General features: G+C 62.2%; 16 protein-coding genes and 1 tRNA gene. 10 read left to right on the forward strand and 7 right to left on the reverse strand.

What is annotated here, in order from left to right; translation table 11 throughout:
- Positions 1–5: 5 nt before the first annotated feature.
- The 3 genes from AC1RJY_RS11570 to AC1RJY_RS11580 form a co-directional block, all read right to left on the reverse strand.
- Positions 6–1,508 carry an APC family permease gene (locus AC1RJY_RS11570; protein ID WP_498602333.1) on the reverse strand — a complete coding sequence of 501 codons (1,503 nt, stop codon included), beginning with the start codon at positions 1,506–1,508 and terminating at the stop codon, positions 6–8.
- A 23-nt stretch (positions 1,509–1,531) separates the two neighbouring features.
- The gene (locus AC1RJY_RS11575; protein WP_498602334.1) at positions 1,532–2,428 is read right to left on the reverse strand and encodes a universal stress protein; all 897 of its coding nucleotides are present in this window, start codon (positions 2,426–2,428) and stop codon (positions 1,532–1,534) included.
- Between the two features lie 90 nt (positions 2,429–2,518).
- Entirely contained in the window at positions 2,519–3,946 is a 1,428-nt protein-coding gene (locus tag AC1RJY_RS11580; RefSeq protein ID WP_081589106.1) for a flavin monoamine oxidase family protein, read from the reverse strand.
- A 55-nt stretch (positions 3,947–4,001) separates the two neighbouring features.
- Between AC1RJY_RS11580 and AC1RJY_RS11585 the strand changes: the two genes are divergently transcribed.
- Entirely contained in the window at positions 4,002–4,718 is a 717-nt protein-coding gene (locus tag AC1RJY_RS11585) for a TetR/AcrR family transcriptional regulator (protein ID WP_498602335.1), read from the forward strand.
- A 25-nt stretch (positions 4,719–4,743) separates the two neighbouring features.
- Here the strand turns inward: AC1RJY_RS11585 and AC1RJY_RS11590 are convergent, their stop codons facing one another.
- Together AC1RJY_RS11590 and AC1RJY_RS11595 are read right to left on the reverse strand one after the other, a co-directional pair.
- A complete protein-coding gene (locus tag AC1RJY_RS11590; RefSeq protein WP_498602336.1) occupies positions 4,744–5,568 on the reverse strand; it encodes a hypothetical protein in 825 nt (274 codons plus the stop codon).
- A complete protein-coding gene (locus AC1RJY_RS11595) occupies positions 5,565–6,131 on the reverse strand; it encodes an RNA polymerase sigma factor (RefSeq protein ID WP_498602337.1) in 567 nt (188 codons plus the stop codon). The genes AC1RJY_RS11590 and AC1RJY_RS11595 overlap by 4 nt, the downstream gene beginning before the upstream one ends.
- A gap of 806 nt (positions 6,132–6,937) precedes the next feature.
- Between AC1RJY_RS11595 and AC1RJY_RS11600 the strand changes: the two genes are divergently transcribed.
- On the forward strand, positions 6,938–7,192 hold the full coding sequence (locus AC1RJY_RS11600; protein WP_498602338.1) for a hypothetical protein: 255 nt from the start codon (positions 6,938–6,940) through the stop codon (positions 7,190–7,192).
- 441 nt (positions 7,193–7,633) lie between these two features.
- Here AC1RJY_RS11600 and AC1RJY_RS11605 read toward each other — a convergent pair whose 3' ends face one another.
- The gene (locus AC1RJY_RS11605) at positions 7,634–7,888 is read right to left on the reverse strand and encodes a hypothetical protein (RefSeq protein ID WP_498602339.1); all 255 of its coding nucleotides are present in this window, start codon (positions 7,886–7,888) and stop codon (positions 7,634–7,636) included.
- A gap of 50 nt (positions 7,889–7,938) precedes the next feature.
- Between AC1RJY_RS11605 and AC1RJY_RS11610 the strand changes: the two genes are divergently transcribed.
- Positions 7,939–9,066, forward strand: coding sequence for an L-talarate/galactarate dehydratase (locus tag AC1RJY_RS11610; RefSeq protein ID WP_011772815.1), 1,128 nt, complete (start codon positions 7,939–7,941; stop codon positions 9,064–9,066).
- 10 nt (positions 9,067–9,076) lie between these two features.
- Positions 9,077–9,775 (forward strand): FadR/GntR family transcriptional regulator, encoded by a 699-nt coding sequence (locus tag AC1RJY_RS11615; protein ID WP_014920294.1) that lies wholly within the window; start codon positions 9,077–9,079, stop codon positions 9,773–9,775.
- Positions 9,776–9,976: 201 nt separating this feature from the next.
- On the opposite strand, the gene AC1RJY_RS11620 is transcribed toward AC1RJY_RS11615, so the two are convergent.
- Positions 9,977–10,059 (reverse strand) — tRNA-Leu (locus AC1RJY_RS11620).
- A 375-nt stretch (positions 10,060–10,434) separates the two neighbouring features.
- Here AC1RJY_RS11620 and AC1RJY_RS11625 point away from each other — a divergent pair.
- Genes AC1RJY_RS11625 through AC1RJY_RS11650 form a run of 6 tightly spaced genes read left to right on the forward strand, consistent with a single transcriptional unit; the run spans position 10,435 to position 18,089 of the window.
- Positions 10,435–11,178, forward strand: coding sequence for an FHA domain-containing protein (locus tag AC1RJY_RS11625; protein ID WP_011772813.1), 744 nt, complete (start codon positions 10,435–10,437; stop codon positions 11,176–11,178).
- Positions 11,179–11,183: 5 nt separating this feature from the next.
- Positions 11,184–11,663 carry an FHA domain-containing protein FhaB/FipA gene (locus AC1RJY_RS11630; protein ID WP_024818875.1) on the forward strand — a complete coding sequence of 160 codons (480 nt, stop codon included), beginning with the start codon at positions 11,184–11,186 and terminating at the stop codon, positions 11,661–11,663.
- A gap of 3 nt (positions 11,664–11,666) precedes the next feature.
- Positions 11,667–13,370 (forward strand): PP2C family protein-serine/threonine phosphatase, encoded by a 1,704-nt coding sequence (locus AC1RJY_RS11635; RefSeq protein ID WP_014920293.1) that lies wholly within the window; start codon positions 11,667–11,669, stop codon positions 13,368–13,370.
- A complete protein-coding gene (locus AC1RJY_RS11640) occupies positions 13,367–14,797 on the forward strand; it encodes an FtsW/RodA/SpoVE family cell cycle protein (protein WP_014920292.1) in 1,431 nt (476 codons plus the stop codon). The genes AC1RJY_RS11635 and AC1RJY_RS11640 overlap by 4 nt, the downstream gene beginning before the upstream one ends.
- Positions 14,794–16,251: a penicillin-binding transpeptidase domain-containing protein gene (locus AC1RJY_RS11645; protein WP_011772809.1), complete on the forward strand. Its 1,458-nt coding sequence runs from the start codon at positions 14,794–14,796 to the stop codon at positions 16,249–16,251. Before AC1RJY_RS11640 ends, AC1RJY_RS11645 begins: the two co-directional genes overlap by 4 nt.
- Entirely contained in the window at positions 16,248–18,089 is a 1,842-nt protein-coding gene (locus AC1RJY_RS11650) for a protein kinase domain-containing protein (RefSeq protein WP_498602340.1), read from the forward strand. Before AC1RJY_RS11645 ends, AC1RJY_RS11650 begins: the two co-directional genes overlap by 4 nt.
- The last annotated feature ends 3 nt before the right edge of the window (positions 18,090–18,092 follow it).

The raw sequence follows: 18,092 nt of genomic DNA on the forward strand, positions 1-18,092 counted from the left end.
AAGAGCTACAAAACCTTGCCCTTGAAGAACTCGGGCCGCAGCCGGTACATCACCAGCATGACCACCACGCCCAGCAGGATCACGCCCATGCCCAGCACGAACACCAGGCCCACGCCTCCCACGGACGAACCCGAGCCGTACTCAGGATCCATCGAGTCCATGGCCGTCTTCACGAACATGACCAGCAGGATCACGCCACCCACCAGCGGGGCGAGGAACTTGAAGAAGAACGCCCGGGCACCTCGGAAAGCCTCGGCCCGGAAGAACCAGACGCAGGCCAGCGCGGTGATGCCGTAATAGAAGCAGATCATCATGCCCAAGGCCGTGATGGTGTCCCACAGCGCGTTCTCGGACACCGTCCGGGTGATCACGTAGAAGCCGGCGGCAGCGATCGCAGCCGCAATGGTGGCGAAGCTTGGCGATTTGAAAGTAGGACTAATGCGGCCAAAGCGAGGAGAGATAGCGCGGTAATGGCCCATGGCCAGCATGGTGCGGGCGGGTGAAACGAACGTCGACTGCAGGGATGCGGCCGAGCTGCTCAGGATGGCCAGCGACATCAGGATCGCGAACGGGCCCATCACAGGACCTGCGAGCACGGCGAAGATACTGGACTGATTCTCGGGGTTGCCGGCACCCAGACCGGTCTCGCCAACGCCCGCGAAGGACAGCGTCGCCAAGGCAACCGTCATGTAGATGATCACGATGACCAGCACGGTGATGGTCGCGGCACGGCCTGGAGTCTTCTCCGGGTTCTTGGTCTCTTCGTTCATGGTTAGCGTGACGTCCCAGCCCCAATAGATGAAGATCGAGAGCGACACGCCCGCGGCGAATTGTGAGAACGAGTCCACGGCGAAGGGGTTGAACCAGTCGGGCGAAATGGCGGTGGCATCGAAGGCCGTTCCGTTTGCCACGTGCGCGAACGCGGAAACCGCGAACCAGCCCAGGACCAGCAACTGGAAGGCCACAAGTACATACTGAACGCCCTTGGTGGTCTCCATGCCCCGGTAGGAAATCCAACAGGCCAGGGCGATGAACACCAGGGTCGTTGCAATGTTCAGCGGCAGGATCTTGCTGAGCTCGCCCAGTTCCGAGTTACTGAAAATTTGCGCGAGCATCAGGTAGAAAAAGTCCACGGCGACGGCGGCAAGGTTGGACAACACGATGATCGTGGCCGCGATCAGCCCCCAGCCACCCATCCAACCGATCCACGGACCAAAGGCGCGCGTCGCCCACGTGAAGGAGGTACCGGCGTCGGGCATTGCGTTGTTGAGTTCGCGGTAACCGAGCGCCACCAGCAGCATGGGGATGAATCCCACCAGGAAGATGGCGGGCAGATGCACACCAACCTCGGACACGGTGGGGCCCAGGGCCGCGGTGAGCGTATAGGCGGGCGCGATGCAGGAAACACCGATCACGACGGCGCCGATCAGGCCCACCGATCCGGCTTTCAGTCCCTTTTCACTCAGGGATGTCTCTTTCGACTGGACCGTCTTTGGTGCAGTTGACATGGGTTTTGCCTCTCAGGCGATTGCTAGGAGCTTTGTCGCGTGTAGTCGCGGGGGACCACGATCATGGGAACGGGGAGGGCACGCAGGATCCGGTTTGCGGTGGTGCCAAGGAAAGTGGCCCGCTGCTGTGCCAGGCGGCTGGAACCGATCAGCAGGATTTCGCCGTCTTCCCAGTCGAGTCGGTCAACGGCCTCTTCGATCGTCCGGCCTTGCGCCACGACGATCTCCGGCTCACCTTGAAGGGAACCGGCGGCGGTCGCGTCCGCAGAACCGTCCGCGTCCACAGAACTTCCGACGGCGGCAAGACGGTCGGCGGCATGCATCCAGGCGGCGTCGGCCAACCCAGGCGAGTTACCGCCGTCGAGCGCCAACAAGGAGACGAGCCGCAACGGAAGGCCACGGTCCCGCGCGGACTCGACAGCGACGTCGAGCAGTTCATCAGCGCCCGGACGCGTCCCGAAACCGCAGCTCAAGCGCGTGATCGGCTCGGTGCGCCGGTAACCGTGGGGCGCCAAAGCGACCGGAACGGGAGACGAGTGGAGCAGCGAACTCGCCACGGAGCCAATGGTGAACCGCTTGAACAGGCCATCGTTGGTTGCGCCGATAACCAGGGCCGCCGCGTCCATCTCCACGGCAGCGTCAATCAGCGTCCGGGCTTCGGAGTCACCGCGGCGTATGTGGGCGCGGGCGGTGACGTCGGCCGGAACCAGCGCAAGGCCTTCGTCCAGCCAGCGCTGTGCCTGTTCGTTGAGGATGTCGTTGTAGCCGGCCTCAGGCGGGTAGACCGCGTTAAACGGGGAATCTTCCGGGATCACCAGGACCAGGTCCAGGCTGACATCGTGGTTCCGGGCCAGCGCGACGGCAAGGTGAACGGCGTCGTGCCCCCTCGCGTTGGCGGTGTACCCCACTACGTAGCGCATGGTGGTCCTTCCTGTGGTGCTGTTTAAACAGTGGAGCCGGCAGGCCGGGGAATGGTGCTCCCCCAGCCTGCCGGTGTGGTGCTGATCGCGTCAGGCGACAGGTACAGAAGCCAACTTGTTGGCCTCAACGATTCGGGCGGCAGTTGCCTGGCCCATGCGGACCGCGCCATCCACGTGCTGGTAGCCCTCGGCTGCGAGGTCGGACGAGGACCAATAGATGGGTCCGACGTTCGCGTGCTGGTCCTTGCCGTAGCGGTGCAGGCCACCGAGGTCGTAGCTGGAAGCGTAAGCGCCTCGGGTCCATTCCTCGGAGCCCCAGTCGGACTCGTAGTAGACCTCGGGGGTGAGGGCCTTGTCGCCCAGGAAGCCGGCGATCGACTCCAGGATGGCCTTCTTGCGGTCTTCGGCGCTGAGCTCGAACACGGCATCGGCCTTTTCGTCGGACACGAAGCCAACCAGAGTGCCGCGGGAATCTCCGTGGTTGGTGTTGTCGTAGACCTCCTGGACCAGTGCGCCGGCGCTGAAGCCGGTGCCGGACAGTCCTTCTTCACGCCAGAACGGCGTGTCATAAACAGCATGAACCTTGATGACCAGGCCCAGCGACTGGTGCTGGTGCATCTGGTGCTGGCGGCGCGGCAGCGGCGGGTCGAATGAGACGCGGGAGTACAGGTTCGGCGGAACGGCCATGATCACGAACCGCGCATTGACGGTGGCCCGCTCGGAGACGACGCTCACGCCGTTCTCATCCCACTTGATGGTGCGAACCGGGCTGTTGAGGACCACGTCGTCGCCCAGCTCTGCTGCCTGCAGCAGCGAAACCTGCTGCATGCCGCCGATGACGCGCTTGTCCAGGATGAAGTCTTCGTCCGTCAGGTGACTGAAGGAGCCGGCGGAGGCGGCCATGAGGACGGCCTGAAGTGCGGAGAAGGCGTGTGCAGGCTTGGTCAGCATGCCACCGGCGATGAAGAGGCCGATGTTGTTGCAGGCTTCCTCGTCGTTGGAGTTCTGACGGAGCCAGTGGTGGAAGGAGATGGTGTCCAGCTCGCGTGCCTTGGGGTGTGCCCAAGGCTCGGTGGGGCCGATCTCTGCCGCAAGCTCATCCAGGATGGCCACGAGCTTGTCCATCTCGGCCTTGGTGGTCTCGTTCACCGGGAAGGTGTCACCGGTGTACTGGGTGCGCTTGCCGTCTGCGCCGATGTAGACGGATTCACCGTCACGGTAGCGCGAATACATTTTCAGGCCGAGCTCGTCCAGCAGCTCCATGAGGACCGTCTGGTCCGGGGAAACCCACTGGCCGCCGATCTCCAGCATGGCACCGTCGATGGTGTCCGTCCATGTGCGGCCGCCCACGCGGTCGCGTGCTTCGAGCACTGCGACGCTGAGTCCGGCCTTCTTCAATTCCCGCGCCGCCGTCAGCCCTGACGGTCCGGCGCCGACGATCACAACGTCGCGATCAAGATTCTGCATGATGTCCTCTCCGTGGCCGTCCGTGGTGGCTGACCAATAAATGAATGCCATTCATTTATCTCCATAGTAGCGTTGGAGGCGCCTACTGTGAAGGCCCGATGGAATAATGCTGGGGACACAGGCAGCAGAAAGGCCTCCGATGCCCGCACCAACGCCCGCTCCTTCCGCCCTCCCGGCCGGTTCTGTACGCCGCCGCGCCGGCCGACCAACCGCGGCGATCCTGGATCAGGACGGCATCACGACGGCGGCCCTCGAGTTGATCAGCAGCAAGGGTTACGACGGACTCACCATGGCCGCCCTTGCCCGCTCCCTCGGCGTAGCGCCATCTGCCCTGTACAACCACGTGGCCTCCAAGGATGACGTGTTGTTGCTGGTGGAAGACCACTTGGCGGCGATGGTGGATGTCTCCGCGTTCGGCGTGGAGGCATGGGATGTTGCCGTGCGTCGCTGGGCGTGGTCCTACCGGGATGTGTTCTCGGAACATACGCCACTGATCCCCGTGATTGCAGTGCTTCCCGTGGCAAATGCGCCCAAGACTTTGGCGATGTACGAGGCCGTAACCGCTGGTTTCCGCGACGCCGGGTTCCCGGAGGAGAAAATCATCTCGGCGATCGTCGCTTTGGAAGCCTTTGTGTTTGGCGCCGCGTACGACGTCACCGCTCCGGAGGACATCTTCGACGCCGGCAGCCTCGCCGAGCAGGTCCCCAACTTCACCGCTGCCGTGGATCGCTTGGCTGCGGAGAAGCACACGCGGCCGACTGATGTTGCGTTTAGCTTGGGGCTTGAGGCGCTGATTACTGGGTTTGGGGCGTTGCGGGAGTAAGTGGCCTTGATTCCAAGGGTGCCCATCAGAGACTGAGATATCGGATTTCTCTAGTGTTGTCGGTGTACGTCACCTCAACAGGCACGTCTTGTTCTGACGAGTTTTCCAGTTCCCCACCCGGCAGCCAGAAGGCGAATTGGCCTTTCGATACGGTAGCCGTAATCCGTTCACCGGCAATGCTGGTGTAAGTCATCGCAATGACTTCCGGACCTACTTGACCCGATGCGATTGACAGCGGGTTGTCTGCGATGACGCCGGTACCAAGCTGGGTGGTTCTGATTTCCCGGGCTGCGAGCTCGTGCCCATTGCCCGGTTTGCCAACCGAGCCGAAGGACCCTCTTTTGAACCAAGGGGCTGTGGAATCCGTGGTGCAGGTTGCTTCGAAGCCGTCAGCTCCGCTGAGAACCACGGTGGTCCAGGCGCCGCGCCTCTCGGCGATGGCCACTTCCGCCGCGGCCACATCTGTTGCGAACATGCCATCACCAACCCCTTTGCTGGACTTGGCACAGTCCGAGACCGCGCTGTTGCGCTCGGCACCTACCAGCGCACCCGGCACGGCGGTCCACGTTGCAAAGGCCGGGTCGCCTCCTGAGAGGGTGGGCCCGATCAGGAACCCAACTGTTGTGGCAAAAGCAAAGGCACCCAAAGCGAGTGTTCGACGACGACGGCGGCTTGGGAACGACGTCGACGTTTGGTGTTCCGCAGGTCTGATGCCCTTGGCTGCCGGAGCTGGGTGGGACCGGAGAATCAATTCCAGATCCTTCTGCGAACGTCGCGGGTCAGTGGGTTTGTTCTGCTCAGCGGCGTCCATGGACCGCAGCAGTGTGTCGATATTCTGGGTGTCTTTCATGGTGTCGAGGCCCTTTCGGGAAAGGTCGCTGGCGCCGGCGACTCATGGCGGGGAACGTGGTCAAGGAGTAGTCGCAGGGCTCGCCTTGCACGGGTTAGGCGGAGCCGAAACGCGACAGGAGAAATACCCAGTACATGCGCCGCCTGGGGTGCGGTCAGGTTCTCGAAGATCGCAAGCCCGAGGGCCTCTTGGTGGACTTCGGAGAGCAACTCCCAGGCTCTGCCTAAATCAACGCGGCTACTGACCGCGTCAGCGTGGGAAGCGGTGTGGGTTTGAGTCGTCTCGGCGAGGCGCACACCCAGCGCCTGTCTTCGCTGTTCTCCGCGGTGGGCGTTGAGCATGAGATTTCGTGTGATGCCAAAGATCCATGCCCGCGCCTCATCCTCATGCTTCGGCGTTTCCGAAAACCGCCGCCAGACTATGAGAAATGCCTCAGCTACTACGTCCTCGGCATTCGCCACCTCGGTTCGACGCTGAACAAACTTCAGTAGATCGGCGTAGGCGGACTTGTAAAGCGCCCGAAAGGCCTCTTCCCGATCGGGGGCTCTCGATAGGTAGCTCATACCCAATACCTGTCCGCCACATATCCAAGTGTGTTGCAGTCACTCAAAATATTCCCGGAACTCGGGGACACAGGGTGTTCACTCCCTTAGAACCGGGACACTCCGCACGGCACGCTGTGGATTGCGGTCGCGGCGTAGGCCGACCCGGAGGGTCAAACTCCAGATTCAAGCTCCACCGCGCCGGTTGCAAGAGCCAGTGAGCATTGACCGGGGAGAACTACAACGGGCAAGAAATGGCTTGCTCTGACGGCTGAGACGAATCGCTCGACTAGGACCTGGACCTCTCCTGTTTTGGGGGCCTCGAGGCTGCCCGCCGCGACACGCTCGAGCCGCTCGGCGGAATCTGCCATAGGAGTTGATGTGAGCAGCGGCACCCATCTGTAGCGTTCGGATCGATCTTTGGAGTGAGGGCGCCAGTCCGTCATGAAGCTGGCCACCGGGTCACTTAACAGATGGATGGCCACTGTTGGCCAGACTGTTGGCCCGTTATCGGGCGGGCTATCACCCATCAAGAAACGCCCCGGAAGGGGCGAACGATTGGAGCGAATATGCGAAAGCAAGTAACCCGCAGAAAGAGGATGGTCACAGCCCTAGGGTCTGGTGTCTTGGCGCTGAGCCTCCTCGGCGGGTTGGGTGTCCAACCCGCCAGCGCCGCAACGGGGTCATCTTGGGGTTTCCTCCCGTGCTACCGCACGGGACAGAGCATCGGCATAGTTCCAGACTGGAGCCTAATGTACTCGCCTGGTAATTTCTGCCTTGTTAACGGCCCATACAAGGCAGTCTTCCAGAGCGACTCGAACTTTGTCGTGTACAAGAATGGGACGGCTCTCTGGCACACCCGAACCAACGGGAAGAACGCGAAGATGCTGGCGCTTCAGCACGACGGCAACATTGTCGTGTACGGGCAATCGATGAACGTGCTATGGCAGTCAGGCACCCCAGGGCTGAGCAGCGGCAGCACCAGGGCCCTGGAAATGCAGTCGGACGGAAACTTTGTGATGTACCACAAGAGTGGCAGCAGCGTCCGGGCAGTGTGGCAAACCCAAACCTACGGCCGCTGATTGCAGGCCGTGGCCACCACCCCCTTATTGCGCGGGTGGTGGCCATAGTTCGTTGATCCTCCTAAGGCCTCCCGCCAGGGGCTGTGCAACGTCGCACGACACGGCCAAGGTTTTCTGCCCACATGTGGGGTGCCTTGCATCCTGTGACGATATAGGAAAGGACTGCCCGACGGCGTAGATTTCGTTAGCTAGTGAATATTTCGGTTGCAGGTGGTGTTAGGGGTGCCGGAGTAAGACGCGCTCCAGCGAACCACTCCACCTCTGCACGAGACATACACGGCGACGTCGACTGATACCAACAAAGATGCCGCGTAGTGCAGATCTGCCCCGTTCACGGTATCGAGGATCACGGTGAGGCCTCTTCGGCCGCGGAGTCACCAAGGATCGGCCGCAGGGGCAATACTCCAAAGCCACTCACCACCCAACCCTCAGCCCCGCCCCTCAGCAAAAACAGCACACACAAACCACATCCCGCGTGATCTCCTTCCCGGCACCCGTGGTGTACGCCTCTACCACCAAGGCGGGCTTGCCGCCGTCGTCGACTATTTCAGCGGCAGCCGTAGCGCCGTCAGAGAAGGTAACCACCAGCTCCATCCCCGAGCCGCGAACCTTAACAACAGCCCCCGGGAACAAATGGCTATGCGAAGTCTCAGCCGCCGCCACAACTAGCCCCCAACTCTTGTAGTACAAGTACATAACTTGTATCCTAAGTGACAGGCAAGGACGCCGTACCCACTAGGAGAACCATGAGCACCGTAGATCTCATTCGCCACGTCAAGCTGTCCACGGCACGTTTGCCCCTCACCGTACCGATCAGCGACGCCAAAGTCTTTACAGGCCGCCAAAAGCCCATGACCGAAGTGGTCTTCCTGTTCGCCGAGATCACCACGGAACAGGGCCACAGCGGCATTGGCTTCAGCTACTCCAAGCGCGCTGGCGGCCCCGCGCAGTACGCGCATGCCAAGGAAGTCGCCGAGGGCATCATCGGCGAAGACCCCAACGACATCGGCAAGATCTACACCAAGCTCCTCTGGGCCGGCGCCTCCGTTGGACGCTCAGGTGTTGCAACACAAGCGCTGGCCGCCATCGACATCGCGCTTTACGATCTCAAAGCCAAGCGTGCCGGACTCCCCCTTGCCAAGCTCCTGGGTTCCTACCGCGACTCAGTGCAGACCTACAACACCTCCGGCGGCTTCCTCAACGCCACCCTGGACGAGGTCAAGGCCCGCGCCAGCCAGTCCATCGAGGAAGGCATCGGCGGCATCAAGATCAAAGTTGGCCTGCCTGATTCCAAGGAAGACCTCCGCCGCGTAGCTGGCATCCGCGAACACATCGGCTGGGACGTCCCGCTCATGGTGGACGCCAACCAGCAATGGGACCGGGCCACCGCGCTGCGTATGGGCCGCCAACTGGAGGAATTCAACCTCATCTGGATCGAAGAGCCGCTGGATGCCTACGACTTCGAAGGCCACGCGCACCTGGCCCAGGTCCTCGATACCCCCATCGCCACGGGCGAGATGCTGGCGTCTGTCGCCGAGCACAAGGGCCTCATCAACGCCAACGGCTGCGACATCATCCAGCCAGATGCTCCGCGCGTCGGCGGCATCACCCAGTTCCTGCGCTTGGCCGCATTGGCGGATGAAAGAGGTCTGGGCCTCGCGCCGCACTTCGCCATGGAAATCCATCTGCACCTGGCCGCCGCGTACCCGCGGGAGCCTTGGGTGGAGCACTTCGACTGGCTCGATCCCCTGTTCGAGGAACGCCTGGAAACCAAGAACGGCCGCATGATTGTTCCGGACCGCCCCGGACTGGGCGTCACCCTGAGCGATCAGGCACGTGCGTGGACCACCGATTCCGTGGAGTTCGGCGCGTAATCTGGAACCCATGAGCCGAAACCTGACCGCGGATCTCGCCGCCGACCTTCGCAACCGCATCGTCGACGGCGTCATCCAGCCAGGTGAGAAGCTCCCCAGCGAAAACACCCTCATCAGCGAGTTCGGGGTGAGCCGGACCGTCGTCCGCTCCGCGCTGACACGCTTGCAGGCCGAGGGACTTGTGGAAACCGAACGAGGACGGGGCAGCTTTGCGCTGACCCCACCCTCGGGCGGCCCCACGCCCGCCCCCGGAACGCGGGCGGTTGCCAGCATCGAAGAGCGGCTTCAGATGCTCGACTTCCGGATCGGCGTCGAAACCGAAGCTGCCGCACTTGCCGCGCGAAACCACAGCGAACGGCAACTCAAGGCCGCGCACGGCGCCTTGGAACAGTTCATCGCGAGCTCAGGCCACCCCGCCCATTCAATGAAGGCCGACTTCGAGTTCCATCGGGCCGTTGCGGCTGCCACCGGTAATCCCTTTTATACGGATTGCATCTCGGCCCTGGGCCAAACCATGATCACCATGCCCCGCCCGCGCCTCGTATCGGACGATGAGCAGGATTCCCGCGGACGCTTCGAGCAAGTGGTCCACGAGCACTCCTCTATATACGCAGCAATCGCGGAGGGCGATGCTGTGGCTGCCGCAGCGGCGATGCGGCTGCACCTGAGCAACTCACGACGCCGGTTTACGGGTACCGCGCGCAGCTGACGGTCGCGATTGGGGACCGGAACGGAGGGTCCGGGCACCTTGCGATAGCTCCCCGGCTTACAGGAATCCCCCGCCGTACGACGCCGAGGAGACCGGACAAGGGCGGGTTTCGGAGAGCCGCGGGGCGGGATCCGCGAGACAGGCCGAGCCGTGAAACGCAAAAAGAGCCCCGGTCCTAAGACCGGGGCTCTTTCAATTGCGTGCGCGAGGGGGGATTTGAACCCCCACACCCTTTCGGATACTGGCACCTGAAGCCAGCGCGTCTGCCGTTCCGCCACTCGCGCGCAACTTCTTTTTCCGGACTTCGGCTGGTCTCCCAGCTTCGTTTCCTTCAAAAGCAGCGAGATCAAGCATAACGGACATCCGGAGCAAAACACCAATCGGCGGCTGGGCAGAGCTCCGCAGCGGGCTGGGAGTCCCCTAACAACAGCTGAACCTGACGAAAATTTCATCCCCCGCCTCCCGCGCCAACATGGGCCTGGATCGAACTTTTCCGGGTCGCAAGGCGTTGTGGATTAAGGCCATTCCCAGTCAGTCCCAGTAGTATCGGGAAGTGGAAGGGCCGTCAGGCGCGTACTTCGCTGTGTGGGCGGACGGAGCAATGGACGGACTATCGGACCAGGCACAACGGGTGCCGCGGCAAGGAAAGGAGAAGGACCATGGGTTTGCTGGACAAAGTCGAGCGCGGCATTGAAAAGGCCGTCCGCAACGTCTTCTCCACGGGGTCGCGGGCACGTGTTGAGCCGGTGGAGATTGCAAGCAAGCTAAGGCGCGAGTTGGACAACAAGTCCATCACCATCGCAGCCGGGCGGACGCTGGCTCCCAACGTTTTTGATGTCCTGCTCAGCGACGAGGATTTTGCCAGGGCCCAGGAATGGGGAACCCCACTGGCCGAGGAACTGTGCGACGTCGTTATCCAGCACGTCCGTAGCCAGGGCTACACCCTTCAAGGTGCCGTCCGCATTTCGTTCAGGCGCAATGACGAAGAGCGTGCCGGTCATTTCGAAATCAATTCGCGCACCGAGAAGTCGTCGGATGACGCTGCTCCACAAGCCCCTCGTGCCCACGTTCCGGCTGCCCCGGCGCGGAAACCCACCCGCCTGCAGCCTGTGCTGGACATCGGTGGCCAGCGGTATTCCCTCAACGCCCTGTCCGTTGTCCTGGGCCGCTCCTCGGAAGCGGACATCCTTGTGGATGACACGGGCGTTTCCCGAAAGCACCTTGAGGTCCGCACCGAGAATGGCAGCACTTGGGCAGTTGACCTTGGCTCAACCAACGGCAGTTACGTTAACGGACATAAAGTGAACGGCAGCGTGGAGCTCACAGACGGCTCAACCATCACGATGGGACGTACCAAGATCATTTTCCGCCTCCTCCCCCAAACCCCGGGTGGCCACGCGTGAACGACATCAGCGAACTGACCATTACAGCGCTTCGCTTCGGGTTCCTCCTTCTGTTGTGGGTCTTGATCTTCAGCATCGTGACCACCATGCGCCGCGACTTCCAGATTGGCCGCAAGGCCGTCACTGGCGTTCCCACAGCACGCGAAGTGCGCAAGCATCCTGAGCTCGCAGCTTCTCCGCCACCGGCAATCCAGCATGCACGCACGCTGGTAGTCACGGAGGGCCCGCTCAAGGGCACCACGGTTCCCTTGGCCGCCAGCCCCATCCTGCTCGGCCGCGCACAGGAAGCCACGCTTGTCTTGGAAGATGATTACGCTTCCGGCCGGCACGCACGCCTGTTCCCGCAGGGCAGCCGCTGGTTTATCGAGGACCTTGGCTCCACCAACGGCACCTACCTGGCCGATCAACAGCTCACCCGTGCTTTACCGGTTGAGCTTGGCGTCCCCGTGAGAATCGGCAAGACGGTCATTGAATTGAGGCCATAGTCCATGGCTTCTCCCGAGACCCCCAAAGGCCAGGAAAAGCCTGCGGAGCGCCCGCTGATCATGCGCTACGCCGCGCGTTCCGATGTCGGACGGATCCGCTCCAAGAATGACGACTCCGCTTATGTGGGCCGCCATCTTGCAGTCGTGGCCGACGGCATGGGCGGTCACGCCGGCGGCGATGTCGCCTCCGCTTCAACGGTCCTGGACATGATCCACCTTGATCATGACGACTATCCGGAAGGTGCTGAGACCGTCCTTGCCGACGAGATCCAGACCGCTAATTCGCTGCTTTCCGAGCTTGTGCACCAGAATCCCAAGCTTTCGGGCATGGGTACCACCGTTACCGCCCTGCTCTTGGAGGGCCGCAAGCTTCACTTCGCCCACATTGGCGATTCCCGCGCCTACCGGCTGCGCAACAACAAGTTTGAGCAGGTCAGCATTGACCACACGTTCGTGCAGCGCCTTATTGACGAGGGCAGGCTCCGCCCTGAGGAAGCCGAAACGCATCCGCACAAGAACGTCCTTATGCGAGTCCTCGGTGACGTAGATGCCAGCCCTGAACTGGATCTGGACGTCTTGGACGTCGAGCCTGGCGAACGTTGGCTCCTGTGCTCCGACGGACTCAACTACGTAGCGGGCCACGTCGTGGAACGCATGGTCCGCGAGACCAAGGACCTGCATGAATGTGCTGAGATCCTTGTGGCCCTGACGCTGGAAGCCGGCGCCCCGGACAACGTCACCGTGGTGATGTTGGAGATTGCGGAGGAGACGGACGACGACGTCAACACGGCCGCCGTCGACATCGTTCCTGCCGCGGCACTTGCCGCGGTTGACGAGCCCGAGGCAGTCACGGCCACCAAGTCCGCGGATGACCTGTCTGCGGACAAGGCAGCAGAAGACACCAAAGCCGACTCCCAAGCCAAGGCCGCACGGGAGGCCGATGCTGGATCATCGTTCAGCGCGGGGGATCCTGGCGACTCAAAGGACGACGCTGCGTCTTCGGACGAGTCCAAAGAACCTCCTGCCACTACCGACCCCCATCTTGGTGAGCACTTGTCGGCCGAAGTGCTGCGCGAGGAGTTGGCCAGTCGCCCTCATGAACTCGTTGGCGCCGCCGCCACCGCTGCTGAGACGGGCTCCATTCCTACCGTCGCCGGCCGCACTGTGGCACGCAGGGCAGCGACTGTCCTGACGCATAAAGCCGAGCAAGACCGTGTTGAGGTCGAAGAGCCGGCTCGTCGACGCGTGCGTTGGCTCATGCCTGCCGTCGCGGCCGTTGTGGTCTTGGGCGTCGTGGTTGGCCTATGGCTTGGCTATGCCTGGACACAGACGCGGTACTACGTAGGCGAATACGATCAGCGGGTCGCGATTTTCAATGGGATCTCGCAGAGGCTTGGACCCATTCAGCTTTCCCGGCTTGAAGCCGTAACCGACATCAGGGTGGATTCATTGCCGGAATACGGCCAGCAGAGCGTACGCCAGACGGTCCCGGCGGGTGACCTCAACGGCGCACAGGGCATCGTGGAGAACCTGCGGAACACTGGCAGCGCCTCCGCCAACTGCCCGAGCCCCTCGCCCACGGCCTCGGGATCAGCTACTACCACCCCGACGCCGACTCCGACAGCCACTGTGCCCATACCCAGCACGGCTGCCGTTGCCAGCCCTACTCCTTCGCCCGTCCCGACTCCCTGTGAGGCGGCCAAATGATGCAGACTGAGATCGCCCCCAAGCCCCGCAGGAACGTTGAGCTGGTGCTCATCGTCCTGGCCCTTGCCGTAGGCATCGGCGCCAGTGCGCTGGTGAGCATCAACTCGGAAGTCGGCCTGGACAGTGACTTCTGGTTCCAGTCGAGTCTCCTCGCTGTCGCGGCTTTCGCGTTCCACATTGTCCTGAGGCTCCGCGCGAAGTATGCGGATCCAGTAATTCTTCCCATCGTGGTTGCGCTCAACGGTCTTGGCCTTGCGCTGATTCACCGGATGGACGGTCCCGGGGACGATACGGGCAACAACCAGCTCCGTTGGACACTCATAGCCATGGCGGTCTCCATTGCCGTGATCTGGTTCCTTAAGGATCACCGCATCCTTCGCCGCTTCACCTACATCTCCCTGGCGGCCAGTGCGTTCCTGCTGGTTCTTCCGTTGATTCCGGGCATCTCCGCCGGTGAGATCCTGGGTGCGCGTGTCTGGATCCGTGTGGGTCCCATGACGTTCCAGCCCGGTGAAATCGCCAAGATCACCCTCGCCATATTCTTTGCGGGTTATCTTTCCTCCAACCGGGATCTCATCCTGTTGGCCGGCCGGAAGATCGGCCCCATGCAGTTCCCGCGCTTCAAGGACCTCGGTCCCATGATCACCGCCTGGCTGGTGAGCATTGGCGTGCTCGTCTTCCAGCGTGACCTCGGATCCTCCATCCTCTTCTTTGGCCTGTTCATCGTGATGATCTACGTGGCCACCAGCCGGATCTCGTGGGTGGTCATCGGCCTGTTGTTGATTCTTGGCGGCGGCTTCATTGCCTCCCAGATCTTCTCCCACGTCGCGTTCCGCATCGACAGCTGGATCAATGCGTTCACGCCGGAGGTCTTTGGCAGGTCCCCCGGTGGCAGCGGGCAGATCGTGGAGGGCCTGTTCGGCATGGCCGACGGCGGGCTGGTAGGCACTGGTCTTGGCCAAGGCAGGCCGGATCTGGTTCCGTTCGCCAACAGCGACATGATTGTGGCCCTCATCGGCGAGGAACTTGGCCTGATTGGCCTCTTCGCCGTGGTGATGCTTTACCTGCTGCTCTTTACCCGTGGCTTTCGTGCAGCCTTGGGCACACGTGATGCGTTTGGAAAGCTCCTTGCATGCGGTTTGTCCTTTGCGATCGCCCTACAGTGCTTCGTGGTCATTGGCGGCGTCACCCGGCTCATCCCGCTGACCGGCCTCACCACTCCGTTCCTTGCGGCCGGCGGTTCTTCGCTTCTGGCCAACTGGATAATCGTCGGCCTTCTGCTCATGATCTCCAATACAGCCCGCGGTCCAGTGGACACCACCCCCATGGTCAACAAACCTCCGGCAAGCAGCAGCACCCCGGGCTCACGTAAACCGGCCACAGGACAGACACCCAGCGCATCAACAGAGGCGGTGAAGCAACAATGAACCAGGCTATTCGCAGTAGTTGGATGGCTGCCGTCGCCATGTTCGCGTTGATCTTCGGCGCCATCAGCTACGTCCAGGTGATTGGTGCTGATGACCTCAATGCCAACCCCTGGAACCAGCGAGCTGTTTTGGCGTCCTTCTGCAACGAGCGCGGCTCGATCATTGTGGGTGGAAAGCCTGTGGCGGAGTCAGTTCCCGGGACTGAATCTTGCGCGTTCCAGCGAAAGTACAACCAGCCGGAGCTTTATGCCGGCATCACGGGATACTTCTCCAAGTTCTTTGGTTCCACCGGCTTGGAACAGTCCATGGGGGAAACTCTGGCGGGCAATTCCGATCAGTTGTTCCTGGATCGCATGAGCCAGATGTTCCTCGGCAAGGAGCCCAAGGGAGCGTCAGTGGAGTTGACCTTGGATCCTGCCATCCAGCAGTTGGCCATGGATCTGATTCCTGAAGGCCAGCGCGGTTCCATTGTGGTGACCAACCCCAAGACCGGCGCCATTCTCGCAATGGCTTCCAAGCCGACGTACGATCCCAACTTGATTGCCACGCATGACCGAACCACCGCGGAGGCCAATTACGCCCAGCTGAACCAGATTCCCGGTATCAACCTGAACCAGAACGTCAGCGGCCCTACCGGCAATCTCCTCTCACCTGGCTCGGTCTTCAAAATCATTGATACGGCTGCTGCACTGAACTCAGGGAAGTACAACAAGGACAGTGAACTGCCCAACCCCAGCAGCCTGCCATTGCCCGGAAGCAGTGCCAGCCTGCCCAACTACGCAGGCGGCAACTGCAACGTCCGCGAAACTGCGTCCTTCGCCTTTGCCCTTGAGCAGTCCTGCAACACCCCGTTTGCGAGCATCGCGCTTGATCTCGGCCAGGATGCCATCCGGGAACAGGCGCAGAAGTTCGGCTTCGGCCAGGACTTCGGCGATCAACTCAAGCTGCAGCAGGCCACCAGCATCTTCCCGGAGGACCTGGACCAGGCCCAGTTGGCTCAGTCCTCAGTGGGTCAGCGCGACGTCAAAGCCACACCGCTTCAGATCAACCTGATGACGGCGGCCATCGCCAACGGCGGAGTGCAGATGAAGCCGAACCTGGTTGAGGCCATCCGTGCGCCTGATCTGCGCGTCATCAACGAACCCAAGCCTGAGGCGCTCCGCACCAGCACCACGCAGCCCATCGCCAGTCAGATCACTGAGTGGATGACCAGTGCCGTAGACAATGGCATTGCCAAGGGTGCAGCCGTTCCCGGCGTCAAGGTGGCCGGCAAGACCGGCACCGCCGAGCTCGGCGATTCAGGTTTGAACAACTCATGGTTTACCGGGTTCGCCCCGGCAAACGACCCGCAAGTAGCCGTCACCATTGTCATGGAGAGTGTGGACGTGCAAACCGGGGCCCAGCTAACCAGTCCGAACGCAAAGAAGATTTTTGAGGCGGTGTTGAATAAGTGAGGCCTACTTCAGGAATCACACTCGGCGGCAGGTTCCAGCTGACCAGTCGCATTGCGATTGGCGGCATGGGCGAGGTCTGGAAGGCCAAGGACCAAATCCTCGGCCGGATCGTTGCCATCAAGGTGCTCAAAGAGGAATACACCGGTGACCCCGGCTTCCTCCAGCGCTTCCGCGCCGAGGCACGGCACACTGCCCTGCTCAACCACGTCGGCATCGCCAACGTCTTCGATTACGGCGAGGAAGCCGGTTCGGCCTATCTGGTGATGGAGCTCGTGCCCGGACACCCCTTGAGTGGCATCCTCGAGCGCGAGCAGGTCCTCTCACCGGACATGACGCTCTCTATCATCTCGCAGACAGCGCGGGCCCTGGCGGTTGCGCACGCGCAGGGCTTGGTCCACCGTGACATCAAGCCAGGCAACCTGCTGATCACGCCGGACAACCGCGTCAAGGTCACCGACTTCGGCATCGCCCGATTGGCAGACCAGGTGCCGCTCACGCAAACCGGCCAGGTCATGGGCACCGCCCAGTATTTGGCTCCGGAGCAAGCGACGGGCCAGACGGCAACGGGCTCCTCGGACATCTACTCGCTCGGCGTCATCGGCTACGAGTGCCTCACAGGGCACCGTCCGTTCTCCGGTGAATCGCAGATTGCCATTGCCCTAGCCCAGGTAAACGACGCACCGCCGCCCCTTCCGGAAACGCTGCCCACGCCCGTGCGCGCTCTCCTGATGTCCATGCTGGCCAAAGATCCCAAGAACCGCCCCGCCAACGCCATCAAGCTGGCCGAAGCCGCTGAAGCCATCCGCAATGGGGACATCGCCACGGCGCACGCGGCCGTACCCGGCATGCTGTTGTTCGAATCCACTACCGGACCCATCACAGCGCCTGTGGACACCGCGACGGCCCCCACCGGCGTCGTAACCTCGCCTTACGGCAAGGAGCAGTCGACGACGGCGACCTCCGCACTTCCGGTGCTGGGCGCCGGTGCTGCAGGGGCTGCTCTCGGAGCCGCTGCTGCGTCTGACAACCCCCTGACGCGTGCCAACGCGCTGGAGGCTGAGCGGCAGCTTAACGACGACGAAGAAGTGGTTTACACCGACGACGAGAACTACGATGACGCTGAACCGGAGCGCAAGAAGCGCAGTCCGTGGACGTGGCCCTTGGTTGCCCTGATCCTTCTGGTCCTGTTTGCCTTGGTTGGTTTCCTGATCTCCCAGTCGGGATTCTTCTCGCCGAGCCCCGCGCCGAGTGAGTCCACCACCACCAGTGCCAGCCGGAGCGCAAGCCCCACCTCCGCGTCGGCCACCCCGACGCCGAGGCCTACGGAGACCTCTGAGGCACCCCAACCCACGCAGTCGGTTCCCCAGAAAATCAACGTCATCCCGGAGCAATACCAGGGCCAGCCTTTTGAGACAGTCAGCGCACAACTTCGTGCCTTGGGGCTTGGAGTGGACGGTCAGGAAGTCTTCGACGACACAGCTCCCGTTGGTATCGTGACGGGCCTGAACCCCACCGGTCCTGTTAACCCGGGAGAAACCATCACCGTGACCTACTCCAAGGGCCCGGAATTGGTGGCTGTACCCGCCATTGCTCCAGGGGTGGACGAAGCCCGAGTTCAGCAAGCCATTGAAGGTGCCGGACTGCAGTGGGTGGCGGGCGAACCCGTCAACGGTGCAATCGGCCAGCAGCCCGGAACCTTTGTCCGGTCCTCGCCGGCAGCCGGCAGCCAGGTCGCAGCAGGCTCAACGGTCACCTACTACCTGTCCAAGGAACTTGTTCCGATCGATCCCGGGACGTCCACTGCCACGCCCACCGGCACCGGCAGCCCGAGCAGATAAGTA

The organism is Arthrobacter sp. GW822-FHT05G07 (genome assembly GCF_058799755.1).

Coding starts and splice junctions, on each gene's coding strand:
- AC1RJY_RS11570 (WP_498602333.1), bottom strand. CDS start 1,508: ATGTCAACTGCACCAAAGACGGTCCAGTCGAAAGAGACATCCCTGAGT.
- AC1RJY_RS11575 (WP_498602334.1), bottom strand. CDS start 2,428: ATGCGCTACGTAGTGGGGTACACCGCCAACGCGAGGGGGCACGACGCC.
- AC1RJY_RS11580 (WP_081589106.1), bottom strand. CDS start 3,946: ATGGCATTCATTTATTGGTCAGCCACCACGGACGGCCACGGAGAGGAC.
- AC1RJY_RS11585 (WP_498602335.1), top strand. CDS start 4,002: ATGCTGGGGACACAGGCAGCAGAAAGGCCTCCGATGCCCGCACCAACG.
- AC1RJY_RS11590 (WP_498602336.1), bottom strand. CDS start 5,568: ATGAAAGACACCCAGAATATCGACACACTGCTGCGGTCCATGGACGCC.
- AC1RJY_RS11595 (WP_498602337.1), bottom strand. CDS start 6,131: ATGAGCTACCTATCGAGAGCCCCCGATCGGGAAGAGGCCTTTCGGGCG.
- AC1RJY_RS11605 (WP_498602339.1), bottom strand. CDS start 7,888: ATGTACTTGTACTACAAGAGTTGGGGGCTAGTTGTGGCGGCGGCTGAG.
- AC1RJY_RS11610 (WP_011772815.1), top strand. CDS start 7,939: ATGAGCACCGTAGATCTCATTCGCCACGTCAAGCTGTCCACGGCACGT.
- AC1RJY_RS11615 (WP_014920294.1), top strand. CDS start 9,077: ATGAGCCGAAACCTGACCGCGGATCTCGCCGCCGACCTTCGCAACCGC.
- AC1RJY_RS11625 (WP_011772813.1), top strand. CDS start 10,435: ATGGGTTTGCTGGACAAAGTCGAGCGCGGCATTGAAAAGGCCGTCCGC.
- AC1RJY_RS11635 (WP_014920293.1), top strand. CDS start 11,667: ATGGCTTCTCCCGAGACCCCCAAAGGCCAGGAAAAGCCTGCGGAGCGC.
- AC1RJY_RS11640 (WP_014920292.1), top strand. CDS start 13,367: ATGATGCAGACTGAGATCGCCCCCAAGCCCCGCAGGAACGTTGAGCTG.
- AC1RJY_RS11645 (WP_011772809.1), top strand. CDS start 14,794: ATGAACCAGGCTATTCGCAGTAGTTGGATGGCTGCCGTCGCCATGTTC.